The organism is Bradyrhizobium sp. BTAi1, from assembly GCF_000015165.1.
GTDB classification, from domain to species: Bacteria; Pseudomonadota; Alphaproteobacteria; order Rhizobiales; family Xanthobacteraceae; genus Bradyrhizobium; species Bradyrhizobium denitrificans.
Window position 1 is genome coordinate 322672 of the sequence record NC_009485.1, and the last position, 22447, is coordinate 345118.

A 22447-nucleotide genomic window follows, 5' to 3' on the forward strand; every position below is an offset into this window, starting at 1 on the left:
AGGCTACTTCACGGCGGTCGCCGGCGACTCGGTTGCCGCGATCACCTCGCGGACCAGCCGGGCGACGCCCCTGATGTCGCCGTCCGGATCGACGGAATCGCCGAGGCGGACCACCACCATGCGCTGGCTCGGCATGATCACGAGCCGCTGGCCGAGCAGGCCGAAGGCGAAGAACGCGTCCGCCGGGATACCCTGCTTGGCGCGTCCGAGCGCGTGGGCATGCTGGCTGCGGTTGGTCCACAGGCCCGCGCCATAGTCGGTGTCCAGCGTCGCCTTGGCGGACATCGCGACCCAGCCTTCCGGGAGAATGCGTCGGTCGCCGACCACCCCGTCGCCGAGATAGAGCAGGCCGAGCTTCGCCCAGTCGCGCGCGCTCGCCAGCATGTTGGCGTAGCCCTGCATCGTTCCGGTGCCGTCATATTGCAGCGTCGCGCTGCGCATGCCGAGCGGGCCGAACAGCTCGCGCCAGGCGAGCTCGATGGTCTGCTCCGGTCCACCGGCGGCATCGCGGATGATACGGGCCAGGATCTGGGTCGAGGCGCTTGAATAGGCCCAGCGCTGCCCGGGCGGCGCGATCAGCGGGGCATGCACCGCAAACGCCGCCATGTCGCGGTGGATCTCCATCTGGCTCGATGGATCGAAGCCTGAATTGGTCTCGTCCAGCGCCAGCCCGCTGGTCATCCGCATCAGCTGCTCGAGTGTGATGTCGTGCCGGCCGTCCGCCGCGTCGCGCCACTCCGCGACCGGAGCCGGCATTTGTGGGCTGAGCCTGCCCTGCCGGGTGAGAATCCCGAGCAGGGCATTGGTGACCGTCTTGGTCATCGAGAAGCCGATCAGCGGCGTGTCGACACCGATCGTCGCGGCGTAGCGTTCGGCGATCAGCCGGCCGTCCTTGATGACGACGACCGCCTTGGTGCGCCGGAGTGGCGGGCTCGCAGGCTCCTCGAAGGCGTGATCGAGCGCCGCCCTCAGGCCGGCGTCAGCAGGCTCGACCGGATCGGCTGCGGCAATGTCCGGCAGGTCCGGTGCAGGCGCGGCCGCGCGCAGCGCCCCGACATTGCTGTGCGGCAGGTAAGGTGGCTTCTGGCCCTGCAGCGACACGCAGCCGAGGCCGTCATGGTAGGAGGCCCGGCTGACATGCAGGCCGAGCAGCGAGGCATCGACGATGCGCGTGTCCCGCTCGACCCGATAGCGCATGACGGCGCGCAGGCGACGCAGGCCCGGCCGCTCCATCGTTTCGGCAAATGTGGTTTGCGGGTCCAGGCCGGACACGAAGGTCTTGGCACAGACCATCTGAGCGACCGCCGTCGTCGCGGACCGTAATGCACGATCGGGCCGATAGGTGAGCCAGCCTGCCACCAGCAGACCCACAAGCACCAGCAGACCGACTACGAATCTTCGCAAATGCACCAGAACGTCCGACGTCGCCTCGCGGGCGAGCCCTCGCTGCGCCCTGGACTTCTTCTAGCCCGCCCGGGCCGGCACGCCAACGGCGCGAACGGCCGAATGGACGCGCCAGACGGCGGCAAATCGTCCTGCTGCCTCATTCTGGCCGCCAGGCTCGCCTCGCACCTTCCGCCGGCCGGTTCCGCGCGGGAACGGCAGATCATGGTGCGACACGATCGAGACCGATCGTTCCAGGACATCATGATCTAACGTCCTGCGGCGGCTGCCCCCTTGCTGCGCGGATCCGGGGCACCGATCAGCCCTGCGGGCGTGACCAGGATCGAGTTGGCTGACGTCCGCCCCATCGGTTCCTCGATCCGGTGGCCTAGCGCGCGCAGATCGGCGAGCACATCATCGGCAAAGCCCTTTTCGACACGCACCTCGTCCGGCATCCATTGATGGTGCAGGCGGGGCGCTTTGACCGCCTCGCGGACGTCCAGCTGATAATCGAGCACATTCACGATCACCTGCAGCACGGTCGAGATGATCCGGCTGCCGCCCGGCGAGCCCGTTACCAGCACCGGTTGGCCATCCTTCAGCACGATGGTCGGCGACATCGACGACAGCGGCCGCTTGCCCGGACCGGGCAGATTGGCCTCGAAGCCGACCAGGCCGAAGGCGTTGGAGGCGCCGGGCGCCGCGGTAAAGTCGTCGAGCTCATTGTTGAGCAGCACGCCGGTGCCTGCGGCGACCAGGCCGACGCCGTATGGAAAATTCAGCGTGTAGGTGTTGCTGACGGCGTTGCCGTCATTGTCGACCACCGAGAAATGCGTGGTGTTGCTCCCCTCGCGCAGCGGCTTGATGTTGAGCACGTCGCCGGCGCTGGTGGCGCGCATCGGATCGATGCTGGCGCGCTGACGCGCCGCGTAATCCTTGGACAGCATCGCGCGCACCGGCGCATCGACGAAGGCCGGGTCGCCGAGATAGCGGGCCCGATCCGCATAGGCCCGCTTCATCGCCTCGATCAGCAGATGCAACGACGCCGGGGAGCCCTGCTTGAGCTCGGCCAGCGGAAAGCCCTCCAGGATGTTCAGCATCTCGACGAGCACGGTGCCGCCGGAGGAGGGTAGCGGCATCGAGACGATGTCATGGCCGCGATAGGTGCCTCGCACCGGCGTGCGCAGCACCGGCTGATAGGATTTCAGATCGTCCGTCGTCATGATGCCGCCGGCATCCTGGATCGCCTTGGCGAGCTTGTCGGCGACCGGTCCTTCGTAGAAGCCGCGCGGTCCCTGCTCGGCGATCGCGGTCAGCGTGGTGGCGAGATCGCGCTGGACCAGCCGATCGCCTTCCTTGAGCGCGGCGCCATCGGGCCGCATGAAGATCGCCGCCGAGGATGTCCACTTCGCCAGCCGCGGCGCCATCATCGGCAGGGTGACGGCGACGTCGTCGGCGACGGGGATGCCCTCGCGCGCCAGCACGATGGCCGGATGAAGCAATTGCGCCAAAGTGAATTTGCCCGAGCCGTATTTTTCCAGCGCCAGCGCCAGTCCCGCCACCGATCCGGGCACGCCGATCGAGAGCGCCGAATCGCGCGACTTGGCATTGTCGGGCTTGCCGTCGGCGCCGAGAAAGCTGTCGCGCGTCATCGCGGCCGGCCCGGTCTCGCGATAGTCGATAGCGACGTCCTCATGGCTGGCGGCGAGATGGATGACCATGAAGCCGCCGCCGCCGATATTGCCGGCGACCGGGTAGGTCACCGCCATTGCAAAGCCGGTGGCGACCGCGGCATCGATCGCGTTGCCGCCGAGGGCCAGGATCCGCTCGCCGACCTGCGCCGCGATCCGCTCCTGCGCCACCACCATGCCATGCGCGGGTGGTTGCGCCGGCGCGGTGACGCCAGGCGGCAGCGGGATGTCGATGCCTTGCGCGTCAAAGGCCCGCGCCGGCGCGCCACCGGCCAGCAGCAGCGTGACGCCGGCCGCCCATGCCAGCCGCGAAAGGAAACGTCGTCGATCAAACGTGAACGTGCGCATCGAGATTCTGCCGTCGCTGACATCCGTCCGGGATCATCAGATGTTATAGGGCCGCGTCGTCGGCGTAAAACGCGATGCCGTGATCGCAAGGGACTTTGCAATGGCTGTTACCACGATCGAGACGTCAGATGCGGCTCAGCAGCGGGTCTATCCGCGGCGCGCCGCCGTCGTCAGCTGGATCTTCTTCGATTGGGCGGCGCAGCCCTATTTTACGCTGATCACCACCTTCGTGTTTGCGCCTTATTTCGCCGCCCATGTCGCGCCCGACGCGGCGAGCGGTCAGGCCTTGTGGGGCTTTGCCACCGCCGCGGCCGGCATCGTGATCGCGCTGCTGTCGCCGGTGTTCGGCGCCATCGCCGATGCCACCGGCCGGCGCAAGCCGTGGATCGCGGCGTTCGGCGCGATGCTCGTGGTCGGCTCCTGCCTGATGTGGATCGGCCGTCCCGGCGCGCCGGAGCTGATCGTCCCGCTGCTCGCAGCCTATGTCCTCGCCACGATCGGCGTCGAATTCGCGACCGTGTTCAACAATGCGATGATGCCGACCCTGGTGCCGCCCGAGCGCATCGGCCGCCTCTCGGGCACCGGCTGGGCCACCGGCTATATCGGCGGCATCGTCTCGCTCATCCTCGTGCTCGGCTTCCTCGCCGCCAATCCCGACAGTGGCCGCACTCTGTTCGGGTTGCAGCCGCTGTTCGGTCTCGATCCGGTGACGCATGAGGGCGATCGCATCTCCGGTCCGCTCACCGGCCTCTGGTTCATCGTGTTCGTGCTGCCGATGTTCCTGTTCACGCCGGACTATCCGGCGCGGCACCGGCTCGGCGCCGCGATGCGCGAGGGCCTCGGTCAATTGCAGGCGACGTTGCGCAGCCTGCCGCAGCAGCGCGACATCGCGCTCTTTCTCATCGCCAACATGATCTACACCGATGGCCTCGTGTCGCTGTTCGCCTTCGGCGGCATCTATGCGGCGGGCACGTTCGGCTGGAACACGATCCAGATCGGCACGTTCGGCATCATCCTCGCGGCGGCCGGCACGCTGGGCGGCTGGTTCGGCGGCAAGCTTGACGACCGGCTCGGACCGAAGCGCGTCATCGCCGGCAGCATGACGCTTCTGCTGCTCGCGATCATTGCGATCCTGCTGGTGAGCCGCGATTCGATCCTGTTCATTCCGGTGACGCCGGCGATGCCCGGCGGTCCGCTGTTCGCGTCGCTGCCGGAGCGCGCCTATCTGCTGCTCGGCTGCATCATCGGCGCCTGCGGCGCGCCGCTGCAGGCGGCGTCGCGCTCGCTGCTGATCCGGATGGTGCCGCGGGATCAGGTCGCGCAATATTTCGGCCTGTTCGCGCTCACGGGCAAGGTGACATCCTTCATCGGCCCGCTGCTGATCGGCACCGTCACCGCGCTCACTGCGAGCCAGAAGGCCGGCATGGCCGTGCTGGTGCTGTTCTTCGCCGCCGGGCTGCTGCTGCTGGCGCGGGTCAACGCCCATGGTCATGCGCGGGCTTGACCCGCGCAGCCATCTCAGTTCGACCAGCCTCGCTGGACGACGGATTGCCGGGGCAAGCCCGGCAATCCGATCTCATCAGTGCCGGAAATGCCGGACGCCGGTCAGCACCATGGCGATGCCGTGCTCGTCGGCGGCCTTGATGACCTCGTCGTCGCGCACCGATCCGCCGGGCTGAATCACTGCGGTGGCGCCGGCCTCGATGCAGGCCAGCATGCCGTCGGCGAACGGGAAGAAGGCGTCGGAAGCGACCACCGATCCCTTGGTCAGGGGCTCGGCGAGCTTCAGCTCGCTCGCGGCATCCAGCGCCTTGCGCGCCGCGATGCGGGCGGAATCGACCCGGCTCATCTGGCCCGCACCGATGCCGACAGTGGCCGAATCCTTGGCATAGATGATGGTGTTCGACTTCACGTGTTTGGCGACGCGGAAGGCGAAGCGCAGGTCGCGCAACTCCGCCTCGGTCGGCGCCCGCTTGGTCACGACCTTCAGCGTCATGTCATCGACGACGGCATTGTCGCGGCTCTGCACCAGGAGCCCGCCGGCAACCGTCTTTGCCGTCAGGCCGGCCTCGCGCGGATCGGGCAGGGCGCCGGCCAGCAGTAGCCGCAGAGTCTTGCGCGCCGCGATCACCGCGATCGCCTCCTCGGTCGCGTCGGGCGCGATGATCACCTCGGTGAAGATGCCGGTGATCGCGCGCGCGGTGGCGGCGTCGAGCTTGCGGTTCATCGCGATGATGCCGCCGAATGCCGAGGTCGAATCGCAGGCCAGCGCCTTCTGATAGGCGGTGATCAGATCCGGGCCCTCGGCGACGCCGCACGGATTGGCGTGCTTGACGATCACGCAGGCCGCGGTGCGCGCCGGGTCGAATTCGGCGATGCATTCATAGGCGGCGTCGGTGTCGTTGATGTTGTTGTAGGAGAGCTCCTTGCCCTGCACCTGGCGCGCCGTGGCGACGCCGGGACGGCGGCCGGGCAGTGCGTAGAACGCGGCGTGCTGGTGCGGGTTCTCGCCATACCGCAGCGACTGGATCAGCCTGCCGCCGAAGGCGCGGTAATCCGGCGCGTCGTTCTGAATGGTGGCGGCGAACCAGTTGGAGATCGCGGCATCATAGGCAGCGGTGCGGGCATAGGCCTTGGCCGCAAGGCGGCGGCGCAACAGCAGCGTGGTCGAGCCCTCATGCCGGGCGAGGTCTTCCAGCACGGCGTCGTAATCATTGACGTCGACGACGACGGCGACATCCTCATGGTTCTTCGACGCCGCGCGAATCATCGCCGGGCCGCCGATGTCGATATTCTCGATGCAGTCGCTGAACGGCGCGCTGCGCTCGACCGTGGCCTCGAACGGGTAGAGATTGACGACCAGCAGGTCGATCGGCGCGATGCCGTGGGTCTTCATCGCCTCGGCGTGTTCGTCATTGCCGCGGATCGCGAGCAGTCCGCCGTGAACCTTCGGATGCAGGGTCTTGACGCGGCCGTCCATCATCTCGGGAAAGCCGGTGAGGTCGGAGACGTCCTTCACCTTCAGGCCGGCATCGGCAATCGCCTTGGCGGTGCCGCCGGTCGAGATCAGCTCGATGCCGCGTGCGGCGAGCGAGCGGGCGAACTCGACCAGGCCGGTCTTGTCGGACACGGAGAGCAGAGCACGATGAACGGGACGAAGCTGGTTTGTCATGGCAAAGAGTCCTGTTGCAGGAGTTCAATTTGCCCAGGCGCACGGCGATCCACCCCGCGCTCCCCGATGGTGCTCCATCCAAAGTCGCCAGTCGCGCGAGAGCCGGGCTCATATCAGCTTTTGGCCGTCGCGACAACGGGCAGTTCCCGACGCCGCGCTCACAGCGGCGGTTCAGGCTCCCGCCGCGCGTTGCGGCGGCCGTTGCTGTCGCTCGGCGAGGTCGACGAGCGCACGAAGCTCCAGCGGATCGAGGCCGCCTGCTGCGCGTCCTGGCGGATCACCAGCTGGGTGGTCCGGCGCGGGCCGTCATTGCCGGCGAGGAACACGCTGTCCTCGAGCTCGACCCGGTCTTCGAAGGTTTCGAACGTCCAGACCTCGCGATTGGGCAGCACCAGCATCGCGCCGCGGCCGTCGCTGAGCCGGCTCGCCTTGACCGCCGGGTGCAAGTGAAAGCGCAGTGCATAGTCGGAGCCGCCGCCGCGCAACCGGGCGCCCTGCGCCGGCGTCACCGTGTCCTCGCCGTCGAGCCGTGAGCCGTCCTCGGCCGCGACCAGGACGCGGCGATGGATCAGGCCGAACTTGGCGGCGTAGCCGTTGTGGGACGTCGACAGCACGGTGCCGTCCGGCACGACCTCGCGGAAATTCTCGACCCGCGTCGGCCCGGAGACGATCGGCGCGCCATGCAGCAGGCGCTTCATCGCGGACATCTCGACGAAGGTGCAGGACGAGGTGTTGTGATAGGTCAGCGTCGAATGCGCCACGGTGCTGCGGGCGAAGGTGCGCCAGTTCTCGCGACCGGTCGACGGCATGCCGCAATTGATCACGATGCGGCACGCGCCCGAGGAGAGTTCGAACGCGAGACAGCCGGCATGCGCCTCGTGGCTCAGATGCGGCGGCGGCGGCGGGCCGGTGTCGACGATGACCGTCATCCCGCCGGCATCGAGCCGCTGGAAGCCGGAATGCGGCATGCTCGCCATCGGCGTGCCATGCGTGTCGTCATAGGCGAGCAGCGTCGCCAGCAGGTCGGACGGCGTGCCGCCCATGCCGTTGAACAGCGCCATGTTGCCGTCGCCGTGACGGAAGAAGCGCAGCATCGGCATCATGCGATCGATCGCGTTGAGCAGCGCTGGCGGTGGCGCGATGTTGCGCGCGGCGAAGGTCTGGCGCAGCGGCAGCAGGTCGATGAGAAGTTCGATCAGGGCGCCGGGATTGCGCGAGACATGGCCGCCGTCGGGCAGGATCTGCCGCTGCAGTTCGTCGGACAATTTGCGGCTGGCGCTGCGGATGTGCTTCGCCTGATTGGCGAGGCACAGCGCCGCATAGCACAGCGCGATCAGCACCTGCAGCCGCGGTGCGCCGTCGGGAATGTCGATGGTCGAATAGCGCAGGAAGCGGATCTCGCGGGTGAGGCCGCGCAGATAGCGCCGGTAGAACTTGCCGTCGGAATCGGCCAGTACCAATGGCGCCTGCGACAGCAGCGAGATGACCCTGCGCGCCAGCACGTCGGCACGGCGGCTCAGCGGATGGCGGCCGATCTGGTTGGTGATCCAGTCGTCGACCAGCGCCCGTGCATTGGCACGGGTGAGTGCGGTGTCGGCTGCGCGCAGATGTCGCAGCCACCCGAAACCGAGCAGCGCGACTTCCCAATCCTCCGAGGGCGGCTCCAGGTCGAAGATCGAACGGCCATGGCAGGTGACGATCTTGCCGGCGAAGACGAAGCGGCCGGCATAGATCTCGGCGGCCCGCGTGGCGTCCGACGTGCGCAGATCGTGCGGAGCAATGATCAGCCGATCGGCCCGCCCCGGCCATACGCCGGACAATGATACCGACACGCCGCTGACGTTGGAGATCAGGCTGCGCGCGAAGCGGCCCAAAACCAGCGTCGATATGCGTCTGCGTTGAGCGGCGGGCACGCCAAGCCTTGGATTTGAGAAGGGATTCCGGTTGCGACCCATAGTGGATCGCGACTGCCGCCGATACACCATTTTTGGTCTCGGTGCAGCACCATCGCGGAGCCAAAATGTGGTGCGAAATCAGGATTTAACGACTAACGCAACGCGAAAGCCCTCAACCGCTACCGGCGCAGGCCGGTGCAACCCATGCACGATGGCACGCTCATGGCCGCCGCTCCAGCCTGGCCGCATAAAAACCGTCAAGGCCGCCGAGCCGCGGGTCCTGGTGGGGCAGGTGGCAGGGCAATGTCCGCAGATCGCCCGCTTCGGTAATGAGCTCGGCCAATCCCGCCACCTCGCTTGGCGTGATCGGGACTCGGCGCAACTCGGTCGTATCGGCCAGCGCGCTCTCGACGACCTGCTCGCCCTCCTCGGGCTCGAGCGAGCAGGTGCAGTAGACCAGCATCCCACCGGGTTTGAGCAGGCTGGCGGCCCTGGTCAGCAGCCGGCGCTGCACGCTCGACAGCGCGGCGATGTCGGCCTCGCTCCGCAGCCAGCCCACGTCGGGATGGCGGCGAATGGTCCCGGTCGATGTGCAGGGCGCGTCGACCAGGATGCCGTCGAAGCCGCCTGTCGCTGCGGGCTGCCATTCGGCGGCGTCGGCCACCGCTGTCTCGGCCGTGAGCTGCAGCCGCGTCATGTTGTCCTTCAGCCGCGCCATGCGCGCGGGTGAACGGTCCACCGCCGTGACATGCGCTCCGCCATGGGCGAGCTGCGCGGTCTTGCCACCGGGCGCGGCGCAAAGATCCGCCATGGTTTTGCCGGCGACGTCGCCGAACAGCCGGGCGGGCAGCGCGGCCGCGGCGTCCTGCACCCACCATTGTCCCTCGGCGAAGCCGGGCAGCACCGTCACCGAGCCATGCAGCAAGGTCCGGACGGTCTCGGTCGGCAGCACCTCACCATGGAGTCGCGCGGCCCATTGCGCCGCGTCCGACTTGACGGTCAGGTCCAACGACGGCTCCTGGCCGAGTGCGGCGGCAATGTTCTTCGCGGTCGCCTCGCCATAATGCGCGATCCAGCGCGTGAGCAGCCATGGCGCGATGTCGAGCGGCTGGCCCTGGACATCATCGAGCAGCCCGGCGCCCTCGCGCGCGCAGCGACGCAGCACGGCGTTGACGAGCCCGGCATATTTGGCAGCGCGACGGTCGGCCTGCACCAGCCGCACCGACAGGTCGACGGCGGCATGGTCAGGAACATCCATCCACAGGATCTGGGCCGCGCCGATCAGAAGCGCACTCTGTGCCCGCGGCGCGTCGGTCGGAACGCCGCGATCGAGCAGGCGCGAGAGCACATGGCCGAGCGTACCGAGCCGCCGCAGGGTGGTCGCCACCAGCCGGCGCATCAGCGCGCGGTCGCGATCGGCAAGCTGCTTCAGTCCCGGATGCGCGCCGGTGCCGTCGAGCTGGTCATCGAGCGTCCGATGCTTATGCAGCACGCCGTCGACGACGTCGGCGGCGATTCGCCGGGCGGCGAGACCAGGGACTTCGGAAGAGGTCGCAAAACGCGGCGGGGGCATGCCTGGAGATTACTCGCGAAAAGAAGAAAGGCAGTTCCGCGACGATCCGGTGCATGCCATCAGCTTGCGGGACCTCTGCCACGGGAATATGCCAAATGTAAGAATCGGCTCTGCTTTTTTTAGACCTGTTTCATCGGCCGTGGGCACACGATCTGATGAGGTCGGGAATGATCCGGTTTAACGGTGGAATGGTAGGATGAGCAACGAGCCCCCGCGCAAACCCGCATTGTCCGTGGTCGCGAGCCACGACGCGCCGAAAAAGCCGCTGACGCCGGCCGCGCAGCGCGCGCTGGCCGAGGCCGAGGAGCGGCGTCGCCGCGCAGCGGAGGAGGCGATGCCCAGGCCCAAGGAATTGCAGGGGCCGAAGGGGCCGGAACCGACCCGCTACGGCGACTGGGAAAACAAGGGCATCATCTCGGATTTCTGACGTGAGCCGCCCGCTGCGGTTCTTCGGTCAGAAATAGTGCTGCTCACGGAGATAGCTCACGATCAGGTCGGCCGCGTCCGATGCCGACAGGGTCGCGCCGTCGATCGCGATCTCCGGCCGGTCGGGCGCTTCGTAGGGCTGGTCGATCCCGGTGAAATTCGACAGCTCGCCTGCGCGTGCGCGCTTATACAGACCCTTGGGATCGCGCGCCTCGCAGGTGGCGAGCGGGGTGGCCACGTGGACCTCGATGAACTCGCCATCGGCGAAACGCCGGCGCGCGGCGTCACGATCGGCGCGAAACGGCGAGATCAGGGACACCAGGGTGATCAGGCCGGCATCGACGAACAGCGCCGCGATCTCGCTGACCCGTCGAATGTTCTCGACCCGTGCTTCCGGCGCGAAGCCGAGATCCTGGTTGATGCCGTGACGGAGATTGTCGCCGTCGAGCAGTGCGCTGTGACGGCCGAGCTCACACAGCCTTCGGTCGACCAAGTTGGCGATGGTCGATTTGCCGGCACCGCTCAGTCCGGTGAACCACAGCACGCAGGGCTTCTGCTGCTTCAGCCCGGCGCGCACCGACTTATCGATATCGAGTGTGTGCCAGCGGACATCGGTCGCGTGCCGCAGCGGCGCATCGATCAAGCCCGCTGCCACCGTTCGCCGGTTCACCGGATCGATCAGGATGAAGCTGCCGAGCTCGCGGCTGTCGCGATAGGCATCGCAGACCAGGGGCCGATCGAGCGTCAGATCGGCGTAGCCGATCTCGTTGGCCTCCAGCGTCTGCGCGCTCTCCTGCGCCATCGAATCGATGCAGACGCGATGCTTCAACGCCGAGATCACGGCGCCGGTCGACGAGGTTCCGGATTTGAGCAGGTAGCGGCGACCGGCCTGCATGGCGGCATCGTCGAGCCAGATCAGATGGGACGCGATCCGATCTGCCACGATCGGCGGTGCGCCCGATGCGAGCACGTCGCCGCGGCTTGCATCGACCTCGTCGGCAAGCAGCAGGGTCACGGACTCTCCCGCCACCGCCTGTTGCAGCCGGCCATCGGCGGTGACGATGCCGGAGATGCGGCTCCGGCGTCCGGACGGGTGCACCACCACGGCGTCGCCGCACCGGACGGTGCCGCTGACGACACGGCCGCTATAGCCCCGGAAGTCCGCGTTTGGCCGATTGACCCATTGCACCGGGAAGCGGAACGGCCGGTCATCGATGCCGTCGGTGACGTCGATGGATTCGAGATGCGCCATCACGCTTGGTCCTGCATACCAAGGCATGCGCGGACTGGCGCGGAAGATGTTGTCGCCGTCGCGAGCTGCCACCGGGATGCACTGTACGTCGGCGATGCCGAGCCGCTTCGCCATGCTCCGGAAATCAGCCGATATTGCCATGAAGCGGTCGGCGTCGAAGCCGATCAGGTCCATCTTGTTGACCGCCAGCACGACGTGACGCACGCCGAGCAGCGCGAGGATGTGGGTATGCCGTCGGGTCTGGCTGATAACGCCCTTGCGGGCATCGATCAGCACCACGGCAAGGTCCGCATGCGAGGCGCCTGTGGCCATGTTGCGGGTGTACTGGACGTGGCCCGGCGTGTCGGCGATGACGAAGCGGCGGCGCTGTGTCGCGAAGAAGCGATAGGCGACGTCGATCGTGATGCCCTGCTCGCGCTCGGCCTGCAGCCCGTCCACCAGCAGCGCGAAATCGAGCGCCGGACCAGCCGTGCCCGCGAGTTTGCTGTCCGAGGCGAGCGCGTCGAGCTGATCGTCGAGCAGCATCTTCGAATCATACAACAGGCGCCCGACCAGCGTGCTCTTGCCGTCGTCGACGCTGCCGCAGGTGACCAGGTGCAGCGTCGGCCGGTCGTCGGTGGATATTGTGGCGGACTCGCGCGTCCGTCCCAGAACTGGTTCGTGAACGGCCATCAGAAATAGCCCTCCACCTTCTTTCGCTCCATCGAGGCGGCGCTGTCGCGATCGATCACGCGGCCCTGCCGCTCCGATGTCCGCGACGTCCTCATCTCGCGGATGATGGCGGCAAGGTCAGAGGCCGTCGATGGCGTTGCGCCGGTCAGCGGATAGCAGCCGAGCGTCCGGAATCGGATTGATCGCCATTGCGGCGTCTCCCCCGGCCGCAGCGGCATACGCTCGTCGTCGACCATGATGAGCGCGCCGTCGCGCTCGACCACCGGGCGTCGTGCGGCGAAATACAGCGGCACGATCGGGATGCGTTCGAGCTGGATGTAGTCCCAGACGTCGAGCTCGGTCCAGTTCGACAGCGGAAACACCCGCATGCTTTCGCCCGGCGCCAGCATGGTGTTGTACAGATGCCAGAGCTCCGGACGCTGGTTCTTGGGATCCCAGCGATGCGTGGCGCTGCGATGGGAAAAGATGCGCTCCTTGGCGCGTGATTTCTCCTCGTCGCGCCGCGCCCCGCCGATCGCCGCGTCGAAGCCATGCGCATCGAGCGCCTGGCGCAGCGCCTGGGTCTTCATCACGTCCGTGTAGAGCGCCGAGCCATGGGTGAAGGGACTGATCTTCTGCGCCAGCCCCTCCGGATTGACGTGGACGAGGAGCTCGAGTCCGAGCTCCCGTGCCCGCTGGTCCCGGAATGCGATCATGTCACGAAACTTCCAGGTCGTGTCGATGTGCAGCAGCGGGAATGGCGGCTTGGCCGGATGAAACGCCTTCATGGCCAGATGCAGCAGGACCGAGGAATCCTTGCCGATCGAATACAGCATGACCGGCTTGCGAAACTCGGCTGCGACCTCGCGCAGGATGGCGATGCTCTCGGCCTCCAATTGGTGCAGATGGTTGAGCGCCGCTGGCCGCGGCTCAGCAGCCGCCGGCCAGCGCGTGGTTGCGATCTCGGTCGCGTGACGCAGTGAACTCATGCCGCCACTCCCGCGCGCTCGCCGAACAGGCGCGCCGCCGTCGACGCATTCAGGTCGAGGTCACGAACGCAGGCCGCGACCGAATTGCGATAGACGTCGTTGACGCCGCAGCGCTCCAGGACGGCGAGCTGATGGTCGCTGAGCGAGCTTGTCGCCCGGAATTGGTAGCGATAGGCGCTGTCGGAGGTGTGGAGATTGGGCACCTTGTAGATGGTCGCCTCGGCGGGAAAGATCACCCTCGCATTGGTCCCCTGCGCATGCCCCGGCTCCTGCCAGGAGGTCACGGCTTTCTCCGCGAAGATGCCGGACAGGCCGAGGCGGTCGAACAGCACCCGGATCGAGGAAAGCGGCTCCTTGCTGACCTCGTAGACATAATGGGTGACAGGAATGCCGTGCTGCCTGGCGTAGCTTGCGACCCGGGCGGCACTGAGCGCGGCGATGACGTAATGCGCCAGGAGCGTGCTGTGCGACGCTCGCGAGATCAGCTTGTCCAGCCAGGAAGCGAGCGCGCTCGCCGGCTCGCGGTCGAGTGCGATGAGATGCAGCCGCGACGGCGGGTAACCGGCCTCGATCAGCAGCTGCAGCGGATTGAACAGGCTCTCCGCGAGGACGTAGGGGCCGATCGTCTCCTTGCTGAACAGGTTCGGCTCGCCGGTGGCGGATGGAATGACCCAGGGCGTCAGCGGCCGGCCGACCATCGCATCGCGCAGCATGGCCTTCAACGGCTGATAATAAGACGGCATTCCGGTCATGCCGAACAGGTTGCTCAGCGCGGTCGATCCGACGCGCGCCTTGCCGCATGCGAAATAGAGCATCGGGAAATCCTGCGCCGCGCGATCACGAAAATTGTCAGCCAGGCAATCCGTCACCTCGCGCATCAAGGTCGCGAGCGCGACCGTCCGGCTCTGGAATGCGCCGACGGGCGACAGCGGCATCGTGTCAAGCGATGGGTGTTCGGCCCTGATCAGCGCGGCCATTTGGGCAATGGAGTCAGCCGATGTCACATCGAGAATCATGTGTTCGCTCCCTTATGAGTTTAAAAAAATCTTTAAGTTCGAAAAAATCCGGCCCGCGTGTCGGCGGGCGACGGCACGGCCGTGGCGCGCGGCAGTGCCGAATGGGTCACGCCGCGCGCACGGTCTCTAGAAATCTCTCCACCTCCGTCTTGAGATTGCTGCTCTGGGATGTGAGCGAGCGCGCCGAGTCCAGCACCTGGCCGGATGCGTTGCCGGTCGCGCTGGCGCCGCGGTTCACTTCCGTGATCCGCTCCGCGACCTCCGCGGTCCCCTTGGCTGCCTCGCCGACATTGCGCGCGATCTCGCGGGTGGCAGCGCCTTGCTGCTCGACCGTGGCGGCGATCGTCGCGGCGATGTCGGAAATCTGCGTGATGGTTGCGCCGATTTCCTTGATCGCAGCGACCGATTCCTGCGTCGCCGCCTGCATTCCGGCGATCTGGGTGCCGATGTCCTCGGTGGCTTTTGCGGTCTGGGCCGCAAGCGCCTTGACCTCGCTGGCCACGACGGCAAATCCGCGTCCGGATTCACCGGCGCGAGCGGCTTCGATCGTGGCGTTCAGGGCCAGCAGGTTGGTCTGTTCGGCGATCGCGGTGATCAGCTTGACGACGTCGCCGATGCGGCCCGCGGCGGCCTGCAGTTCGTTGATGCGGGCGTCGGTGCGTTCCGCCTGCTTGACCGCTTCGTTGGCGATGCGGCTGGAATCGTGAACCTGGCGGCTGATCTCGGTGACGGAGGCGCTCATCTCCTCCGTCGCCGAGGCCACCGCGCCAACATTGGTCGAGGCTTCCTCCGAGGCTGCGGCCACCATGCTGGACAGGACCTGCGTCTGGTTGGCGGTGCCGGACAGCGTGCCTGCGGCCCCCTCCAACTGATGCGCCGCTGACGAGACGGTGGTGACGATGCCGCCGACGGCGGCCTGGAACGCGTCGGCGAGCTTGATCATCTCCGCCTTGCGCTGCTGCGCGGCGATCTTGTCCTGGTTCTTCTGGGCGAGCTCCATCTGCTCGATGCGAATCAGGTTGTCCCTGAAGGTGCTGGCCGCGCGCGCGTTGTCGCCGACCTCGTCGCCGCGCTCGGTGTAGGGAATCGTCACCGATTTGTTGCCGCCGGCGAGCTCGAGCAGCACCTCGCCGACCCGCCGGATCGGACGCGCGATGCTCAGCGAGGAGAAGACCGCGGAGCCAATCAGCACCAGCACGACCAGCGCGCCGACGATCAGCGCGACAGTGCCGACCCGCTCCAGCTCTGCGACCAGCTGATTCTGGCGCAGCGCCATCATTTCGGAGCCCATGGTGGCGGCTTCGCCGATCCGCTTCGCGATCTCCTTCGAGGTTGTCGCGACATTGTCGTTGAAGACGCGCTTGCTGACCTCATCGGCCCTGAAATAATCCAGCGCGGCCGTCTTGAACGAGGTCGCGATGGCGATCAGTTCGTCGATTCCCGCTTGCAGGTCCTTCTCGGTCGCAAGGCTGCGTGCCTTCTGCAGGGCTGCGACCAGCCGGTCGACGCTCGCGGTTGCGACATCCCGCTGCTTCACATCGCCGGTCTTGGCGAAATGCCAGCTTGCCGCGCGGACGGCCGCCAGCGCCGCGTCGGCGGCTCGCAACTCGGCCTCGAGGCTGAAATGATTGGGGGAAGCGGCGAGGCTGGGGTTGGTCAGGAGTTTGGGAAAGCTTCGTTCCCAGGCCTCAGACGCCTGGCCGCGGGCTGCGACCTTGGCGAGCACATCGGCTTGCGCCTTGGCATAGTCGGTCCCGGCGGCCGCCGCTTTGTCGATCAGCGTGCGGATCTCGCCATACATCTCCCGCGCCACCGCACGGGTTGCGCGCTGGCGTGCGGCGTCAACTTCCTTGGCTGCGGCGGCGAGATGGTCCTGCAGCGCCTGCAGGCTGGCCTGCAGGCGATCCGGGGCGGCCACGCTGCCGATGTCCTGCGCGCTGATCTGCGCCCGCAGCATCGCCGCTTCTGCGGCCTGGGCGTTGGCCCGGTTGGCCGTGTTGATCACGACCAGTTTGCTGGACTGTTCGATCGACTGGTTGCCGATGATCTGGTTGGCCAACATGCCGGCCACCAGAACCACCCCGATCCCGGCCGTAATCCCGAGTTTCGTCCCTATCTTGAAATTGAACCGAAACATGCACCAACTCCCCAAAGTTGTAATTGGGTAGTTGGCGCAACCAAGATAAACAAGATATAAATCCTCCACCCCGTACAACTACAGGTGAAAAGTTCCACGGATATGTCGTTAACGGAGAGTTCGTTCTGTGGGGGCTTCGGCTGCGATAGCTTCAGCCGGACCGCGCTTCAGCGCGTCACCACGACAGTCGTGCCGATCGACACCCGCTCATAGAGATCGGTGATGTCAGCGTTGAGCATGCGGATGCAGCCATAGGAGACGAAGCCGCCGACCGAGCCCGGCACATTGGTGCCGTGGATGGCGTAGTCGCCGCCCGCCAAGGTCATGGCGGCGACGCCCATCGGGTTGTGTGGCGAGCCGCCGGCGATGACGTCGGGGAGGTTGGGCTTGTCGCGCTTCACCTCGGCGGGCGGCGCCCAGGCCGGATATTTGTACTTGCCGTCGATCTTGGTGGTGCCGGCCCATTGCCGCCCGGCCTTGCCGACGCCGACCGGGTAGCGCATCGCGTGGCGGCCATCGAGCACAAGGTAGAGCTTTCGTTCGCCGGTCTTCACCACGATCGTGCCGGGCGAAAAGTCGCCGGCCATGTCCACCAGCTCGGGGCGGGCCGACGCGGGAGCGGTCGTGGCAAGGCCTGCGCCCAGAGCGGCCGCTGCGAACACCACCGCCTTTGCCGTCGCCGTCCTGATCGCCGCGAACCGCATCGTCATTCTCTCTTTTGTCGGCCTGGTTCCCGTGCGCGCCGGGCCACACCGGGCCATTCGAGGAAAGAAAAACTTCTCGCCCAAGTAAATGACCCGAAAACAACACTCGCCCGCAAACCGGGTTGTGGTGGGTCTGATCGGTTCCTGACAGGGGCTGCGCCGGCGCCGGGCAGCCCTATTTGATGCCGGTGATCGCCGACAGGGCCCGGACGGCGTAGGTGCCGGGATGGTCGTGGATGTAGGCCGTCGTCGCTTGCCGGACATAGTCGTGCTGGCGCACGTTCGACCCGGTGGCCCAGAGCGCAGCGGCTGCAACGACCATCCGGCCGCGCTGTGCCGCGTCATAGCGATGTTTCAGGGCGTCGTAGATGTCCTTCGGACCGCCGACCATCGCGACCGTGATGCGCGCGGTGTCGAGTGCAATCAGCTCAGATTGATTGGTGATCGAAGCAAAGAAGTCGAGGATCATGCGCACGTAACGGCCGTCACCCTCGGCGAACGAGGCGCCCCACAGCAGGTCCAGGTCTGTCGGCGTCCGGATCCTGATATCCTCGAGCCGGTCGGGAGCGCTGCCGAACTGATCCTCCAGCGTGGAGTCGAGGTCGTTCGGGCCGAAGCGGCTGCGATACTTGCCGGCTTCCGCGGCATGGCCCGAGAGCCGAACGGCGGCGAGGAAGGCCGAAGCGGCCTTGCTGTTTCCGGGTGATGGTGCCAGCCGGTCGATCCAGTCCGGATGCAGCGCAAACGTCCGTCCCAGCAAGCCGGCAACCGGCGGGTAGGCCGTCCAATCGCGTCCTTCCGTGGTCAGGGTCGCAAAGACATGGGTGAGGGTTTCGATCCGCGGATCCCTGTAGAAGAACGCGATCGATGTCTTCAGCTCGGGCGACTGCGGGATGAGCTGCGCGGCCGAGGGCCCGATCCCACCCGCAAAAAGCCAGAGAACGCAGCCCATCCGGGCTACGTTCTCCAACCGTTTCCTGATCAGCCCCGCAGGCATTCGCTAGGCCTGCTTCTCCTTGCGGTTCTGCCGGTGCTGCACGAGATCGTCGACCACGCCGGGATCGGCCAGGGTCGACGTATCGCCGAGCGCACTCGGCTCGTCCTCGGCGATCTTGCGCAGGATGCGGCGCATGATCTTGCCGGAGCGAGTCTTGGGCAGGCCCGGTGCGAACTGGATCTGGTCGGGCGAGGCGATCGGTCCGATCTCCTTGCGCACCCAGGCGACGAGCTCCTTGCGCAGCTCCTCGCTCGGCGTCTCGCCGGCCATCAGGGTAACATAGGCGTAGATGCCCTGGCCCTTGATGTCGTGCGGATAGCCGACCACGGCGGCCTCCGAGACCTTCGCATGCGCGACCAGCGCGCTCTCGACCTCGGCGGTGCCCATGCGGTGACCGGAGACGTTGATGACGTCGTCGACGCGGCCGGTGATCCAGTAATAGCCATCGGCATCGCGGCGGCAGCCGTCGCCGGTGAAGTACTTGCCCTTGTAGGTCGAGAAGTAGGTCATCTCGAACCGGGCATGGTCGCCATAGACGGTGCGCATCTGGCCCGGCCAGGAGCGGGTCAGGCAGAGATTGCCCTCGGTCGCGCCCTCCAGCGTCTTACCGTCGGCGTCGACGATTTCGGGAACCACGCCGAAGAACGGCCGCGTCGCCGAGCCGGGCTTGAGCTTGGTTGCGCCGGGCAGCGGCGTGATCAGGATGCCGCCGGTCTCGGTCTGCCACCAGGTGTCGACGATCGGGCAGCGGCCGCCGCCGACGACGCGGTGATACCACTCCCAGGCCTCCGGATTGATCGGCTCGCCGACCGAGCCGAGCAGGCGCAGCGACGCGCGCGAGGTCTTCGTCACGGGCGCATCGCCGCCCTGCATCAGCGCACGGATCGCGGTCGGCGCGGTGTAGAAGATGTTGACCTTGTGCTTGTCGATGACGTTCCAGAACCGCGAATTGTCCGGATAGTTCGGCACGCCTTCGAACATCAGCGTGACCGCGCCGTTCGCCAGCGGCCCATAGAGGATGTAGCTGTGGCCGGTGACCCAGCCGACATCGGCGGTGCACCAGTAGACGTCGCCCTCGTGATAGTCGAACACATATTGATGCGTCATCGCGGCGTAGACGAGATAGCCGCCGGTGGTGTGCAGCACGCCCTTGGGCTGGCCGGTCGAGCCCGACGTGTAGAGGATGAACAGCGGATCCTCCGCATGCATCGGCTCGCACGGGCACTCCGTCGTCACCATCTCCGCGGCCTCATGATACCAGAGGTCGCGCGTCGGGTTCATCTCGACCTTGCCGCCGGTGCGCTTGACCACGACGACCCAGTCGACATTGTCCACCTTGTTCAGCGCCGCGTCGACATTGGCCTTCAGCGGCACCTTGCGGCCGCCGCGCAGGCCTTCATCGGCGGTGATGACGACCTTGGAGTCGCAGTCCTTGATGCGCTGCGCGAGCGAATCCGGCGAGAAGCCGGCGAACACCACCGAATGGATGGCGCCGATGCGGGCGCAGGCCAGCATCGCATAGGCCGCCTCCGGGATCATCGGCAGGTAGATGGTGACGCGGTCGCCCTTCTTGACGTTGCGGTTGCGCAGGATGTTGGCCATCTTGCACACTTCGTCGTGCAGTTCGCGATAGGTGATGTTCTTGGACTGCGAGGGATCGTCGCCCTCCCAGATGATCGCGGTCTGGTTGGCGCGGGTGGCGAGGTGGCGGTCGATGCAATTATAGGCGGCGTTGAGGACGCCGTCCTCGAACCATTTGATCGAGATGTTGCCGGGGGCGTAGGAGACGTTCTCGATGATGGTAGGCGCCTTCACCCAGTCGACGCGCTTGGCCTGCTCGGCCCAGAAGCCGTTCGGATCCTTGATCGAGCGCGCATACATCTCCTGGTATTTCGCGTCGTCGACGAAGGCGCGTTTCGCCCACTCAGCCGGGACGTCGTAGATCTTCTCGGACATTTCACACCCTCCACCATGCGGCCTGCGGATGGACCCCGTCACAGGCCGTCGTTGTTTCCACTATGCGTCCGCGTAACCGGCGGCGACAAGGCAAGACAAGTAGAACCTTCGGCGGGGAGGCGGTCTGCGCAGGATCAAAGAATTGTGCGTGGAGGTTGCAGCAGGTGAGATCGGTTTGCCGCAGGGAGGGCTGCCAATCATCAAGGTTACCCCGAAACCGGTCGGTTTGCGGTATCCTGAAACCGTTTTGCCTAAATTTCAGGACTCGCCTTCCGGGCGATGACGCCCTAAATCGCCTTGAAGCTGTGGATAACCTCGCCGGAACCAAATTGCGGCGCGGGGCATTGAGCGGATAAGCACGACGGCAGGGCGTCTAAAGCAATGACGGATCAGCAGAATTTCGAGAGCTCGCGGGTCGGCCCGGCCGATGCCGAGGTGGCGCTCGCGAAAGCGCTGGGTCAGTGGCCGCCCAAGCCGCCCCGGCGCAAGCTGACGCTGAAGGACCTCGCCCATACCAAGGCCGCCAACGCGCAAGCCAATGCCAAGACCTCGGTCGAGGAACTTGCCCAGCGCATCGGCCTCAAGCTCGGCGACCAGACCGAGTTGACCATCCGTCGCATCAAGCGCGGCAAGAGCTACAGCTTCATCCGGGCCAACGGCACGCCGATCCGCCATGCCGGCACGATTCGCCGGCTGCACGCGATGGCGGTGCCGCCGGCCTATCGCGACGTCCGCTACGCGCCCGATCCGAGTCTGCATCTGCAGGCGGTCGGCATCGATGCCGCCGGGCGGCTGCAATATCGCTATCACGCCGACTGGGAGAAGGTGCGCGAGCATCGCAAGGCGCATCGGCTGGCGAAGCTGGTCGGCGCGCTGCCGCGCATCCGCCGCGCGGTGTCCAAAAATCTCGCCGGCGACGAGCCGACGCGCGAGTTCGCGCTCGCGGCCGTCATCGAACTGATCGCGCGCACCGCCATTCGCCCCGGCAATGAATCCTATGCGCGGCTGAACGGCACCCGCGGCGCCACCACATTGTTGAAGTCGAACGTCATTCTCGAAGACGACGGCCTGGTGCTGACCTTCAAGGCCAAGGGCGGCAAGGCGGTGCGCAAGGAATGCGACGCCGCCAAGCTGGTGCGCGCCGTCGGGATCCTGCGCGGCCTGCCCGGCCGCCGCATGTTCCAGTATCGCGATGCCCAGGGCGTGGTGCGCGCCGTCTCCACCACGCAGGTCAACGCCTTCCTGCGCGAGATCGCCGGCATCAAGATCTCGCTGAAGGATTTCCGCACGCTGATGGCCTCGGCGGTGGCGCTGGAGACATTGTCGCGGATCACGCCGGCGGCGAGCGCGCGCGGCCGCAAGAAGCAGATCCTGGAAGCGATCCGCGCCGCTGCCGACGAGCTCACCAACACGCCGGCGATCTGTCGCAAGAGCTATGTGCACGACACCATCGTGACCGCGTTCGAGGACGGCATCCTTGAGCGCTTCGCGGCCACCATGAAGGGCCAGCGCTCGCAGACGCGGCGCGAGCAATTATTGGCCCAGGTGGTGATGGCCGTGGCGGCCTAGCGGCCCATGAGCTCAGGCCTGACAGCCCGGACCGATCTTGGACGATGCCAGGAAGCGCGCGATCGGATCGAGCTCGCGGCATGGCACGGCCACGGTCTTCACCGGCTCGACATGCCGCTTGAGCGGACGCAGCACCTGCTTCTTATGAGCCGCTCGCACACGGCGTGCGGCAGACGCGCCGCGCGCTTCCGCGCGCACCGATCTTGAGACCAACGGCAAAGCCGTTGTTTCCCTGACGTCAATCGGCGTGCCGAAGCTACGATCGGTGTCGCTTAGAGTATCAACGCCGGGAACCGACGTGCCGATCACTGTCGACGTCGTCTCGTTGTCGAGATCTGCTGGCGAAACCGCCGCCAGCACCATCTTTGTTGCAAGCAAGCAGCAGATTATCACGAGGCAAAACCCCGCGATCCAGATCGTTCTGTTCACTTTAGGAAACCCCCGCCGAGAGCGCCGGAGTTGCGGGACATCCCCTTCCCGCAATGGCGCCGTGTGCCGATCAGTCAACCTTAAGAGATTGTTAACTGCAATAATTTCCGGGTGCGGCAGCGCCGCCGGTTGTGATTGTAGTTAACGCGTTCAAGCGCGTGCGCGCCGTCGAGCGTCATCGGCCATTGACCGACAGGCACGCAATCAGTTCCGCGCTTGTGACATCGCGGCGCGCGACATTCTGTCGTCGATCGACCGG

The 22447-nt window shown here is 66.5% G+C and carries 16 protein-coding genes and 1 riboswitch; of the genes, 3 read left to right on the forward strand and 13 right to left on the reverse strand.

The genetic code is table 11. From position 1 onward, the window contains the following. Positions 1-3: 3 nt before the first annotated feature. Complete coding sequence (locus BBTA_RS01545; RefSeq protein WP_041750254.1) at positions 4-1410, reverse strand: serine hydrolase; 1407 nt, start codon at positions 1408-1410, stop codon at positions 4-6. Between the two features lie 242 nt (positions 1411-1652). After that, positions 1653-3422, reverse strand: a complete 1770-nt coding sequence (ggt, locus tag BBTA_RS01550; protein WP_012040667.1) for a gamma-glutamyltransferase — start codon at positions 3420-3422, stop codon at positions 1653-1655. 100 nt (positions 3423-3522) lie between these two features. Here ggt and BBTA_RS01555 point away from each other — a divergent pair, with 100 nt between their 5' ends. Next, positions 3523-4926 carry an MFS transporter gene (locus BBTA_RS01555; protein WP_012040668.1) on the forward strand — a complete coding sequence of 468 codons (1404 nt, stop codon included), beginning with the start codon at positions 3523-3525 and terminating at the stop codon, positions 4924-4926. A gap of 75 nt (positions 4927-5001) precedes the next feature. On the opposite strand, the gene purH is transcribed toward BBTA_RS01555, so the two are convergent. The 3 genes from purH to BBTA_RS01570 all read right to left on the reverse strand — a co-directional run bounded on the left by purH (position 5002) and on the right by BBTA_RS01570 (position 10062). Next, the gene (purH, locus tag BBTA_RS01560) at positions 5002-6594 is read right to left on the reverse strand and encodes a bifunctional phosphoribosylaminoimidazolecarboxamide formyltransferase/IMP cyclohydrolase (RefSeq protein ID WP_012040669.1); all 1593 of its coding nucleotides are present in this window, start codon (positions 6592-6594) and stop codon (positions 5002-5004) included. 24 nt (positions 6595-6618) lie between these two features. Continuing rightward, a riboswitch (ZMP/ZTP riboswitch) is annotated at positions 6619-6699 on the reverse strand. A 53-nt stretch (positions 6700-6752) separates the two neighbouring features. After that, entirely contained in the window at positions 6753-8468 is a 1716-nt protein-coding gene (locus BBTA_RS01565; RefSeq protein ID WP_012040670.1) for a heparinase II/III family protein, read from the reverse strand. Between the two features lie 241 nt (positions 8469-8709). Further along, entirely contained in the window at positions 8710-10062 is a 1353-nt protein-coding gene (locus BBTA_RS01570) for an RsmB/NOP family class I SAM-dependent RNA methyltransferase (RefSeq protein WP_012040671.1), read from the reverse strand. Between the two features lie 196 nt (positions 10063-10258). Between BBTA_RS01570 and BBTA_RS01575 the strand changes: the two genes are divergently transcribed. Next, positions 10259-10489 carry a DUF1674 domain-containing protein gene (locus BBTA_RS01575; protein WP_012040672.1) on the forward strand — a complete coding sequence of 77 codons (231 nt, stop codon included), beginning with the start codon at positions 10259-10261 and terminating at the stop codon, positions 10487-10489. Positions 10490-10516: 27 nt separating this feature from the next. Here BBTA_RS01575 and cysC read toward each other — a convergent pair whose 3' ends face one another. The 7 genes from cysC to acs form a co-directional block, all read right to left on the reverse strand. After that, positions 10517-12412, reverse strand: a complete 1896-nt coding sequence (gene cysC, locus BBTA_RS01580) for an adenylyl-sulfate kinase (protein ID WP_012040673.1) — start codon at positions 12410-12412, stop codon at positions 10517-10519. Beyond that, positions 12412-13380 (reverse strand): sulfate adenylyltransferase subunit CysD, encoded by a 969-nt coding sequence (gene cysD, locus BBTA_RS01585; protein WP_012040674.1) that lies wholly within the window; start codon positions 13378-13380, stop codon positions 12412-12414. The genes cysC and cysD overlap by 1 nt, the downstream gene beginning before the upstream one ends. Next, entirely contained in the window at positions 13377-14396 is a 1020-nt protein-coding gene (locus BBTA_RS01590; RefSeq protein ID WP_041750255.1) for a hypothetical protein, read from the reverse strand. The genes cysD and BBTA_RS01590 overlap by 4 nt, the downstream gene beginning before the upstream one ends. A gap of 106 nt (positions 14397-14502) precedes the next feature. After that, on the reverse strand, positions 14503-16533 hold the full coding sequence (locus tag BBTA_RS01595) for a methyl-accepting chemotaxis protein (RefSeq protein ID WP_012040676.1): 2031 nt from the start codon (positions 16531-16533) through the stop codon (positions 14503-14505). Between the two features lie 167 nt (positions 16534-16700). Next, complete coding sequence (locus tag BBTA_RS01600; protein WP_012040677.1) at positions 16701-17237, reverse strand: L,D-transpeptidase; 537 nt, start codon at positions 17235-17237, stop codon at positions 16701-16703. A gap of 175 nt (positions 17238-17412) precedes the next feature. Continuing rightward, positions 17413-18189, reverse strand: coding sequence for a hypothetical protein (locus BBTA_RS01605; protein WP_012040678.1), 777 nt, complete (start codon positions 18187-18189; stop codon positions 17413-17415). 48 nt (positions 18190-18237) lie between these two features. Further along, positions 18238-20190: an acetate--CoA ligase gene (acs, locus tag BBTA_RS01610; RefSeq protein WP_012040679.1), complete on the reverse strand. Its 1953-nt coding sequence runs from the start codon at positions 20188-20190 to the stop codon at positions 18238-18240. Between the two features lie 381 nt (positions 20191-20571). On the opposite strand from acs, the gene BBTA_RS01615 reads away from it, so the two are divergent. After that, a complete protein-coding gene (locus tag BBTA_RS01615) occupies positions 20572-21759 on the forward strand; it encodes a DNA topoisomerase IB (RefSeq protein WP_012040680.1) in 1188 nt (395 codons plus the stop codon). 12 nt (positions 21760-21771) lie between these two features. Here the strand turns inward: BBTA_RS01615 and BBTA_RS01620 are convergent, their stop codons facing one another. Beyond that, positions 21772-22188, reverse strand: a complete 417-nt coding sequence (locus BBTA_RS01620; protein ID WP_244424294.1) for a hypothetical protein — start codon at positions 22186-22188, stop codon at positions 21772-21774. Positions 22189-22447: the final 259 nt, after the last annotated feature.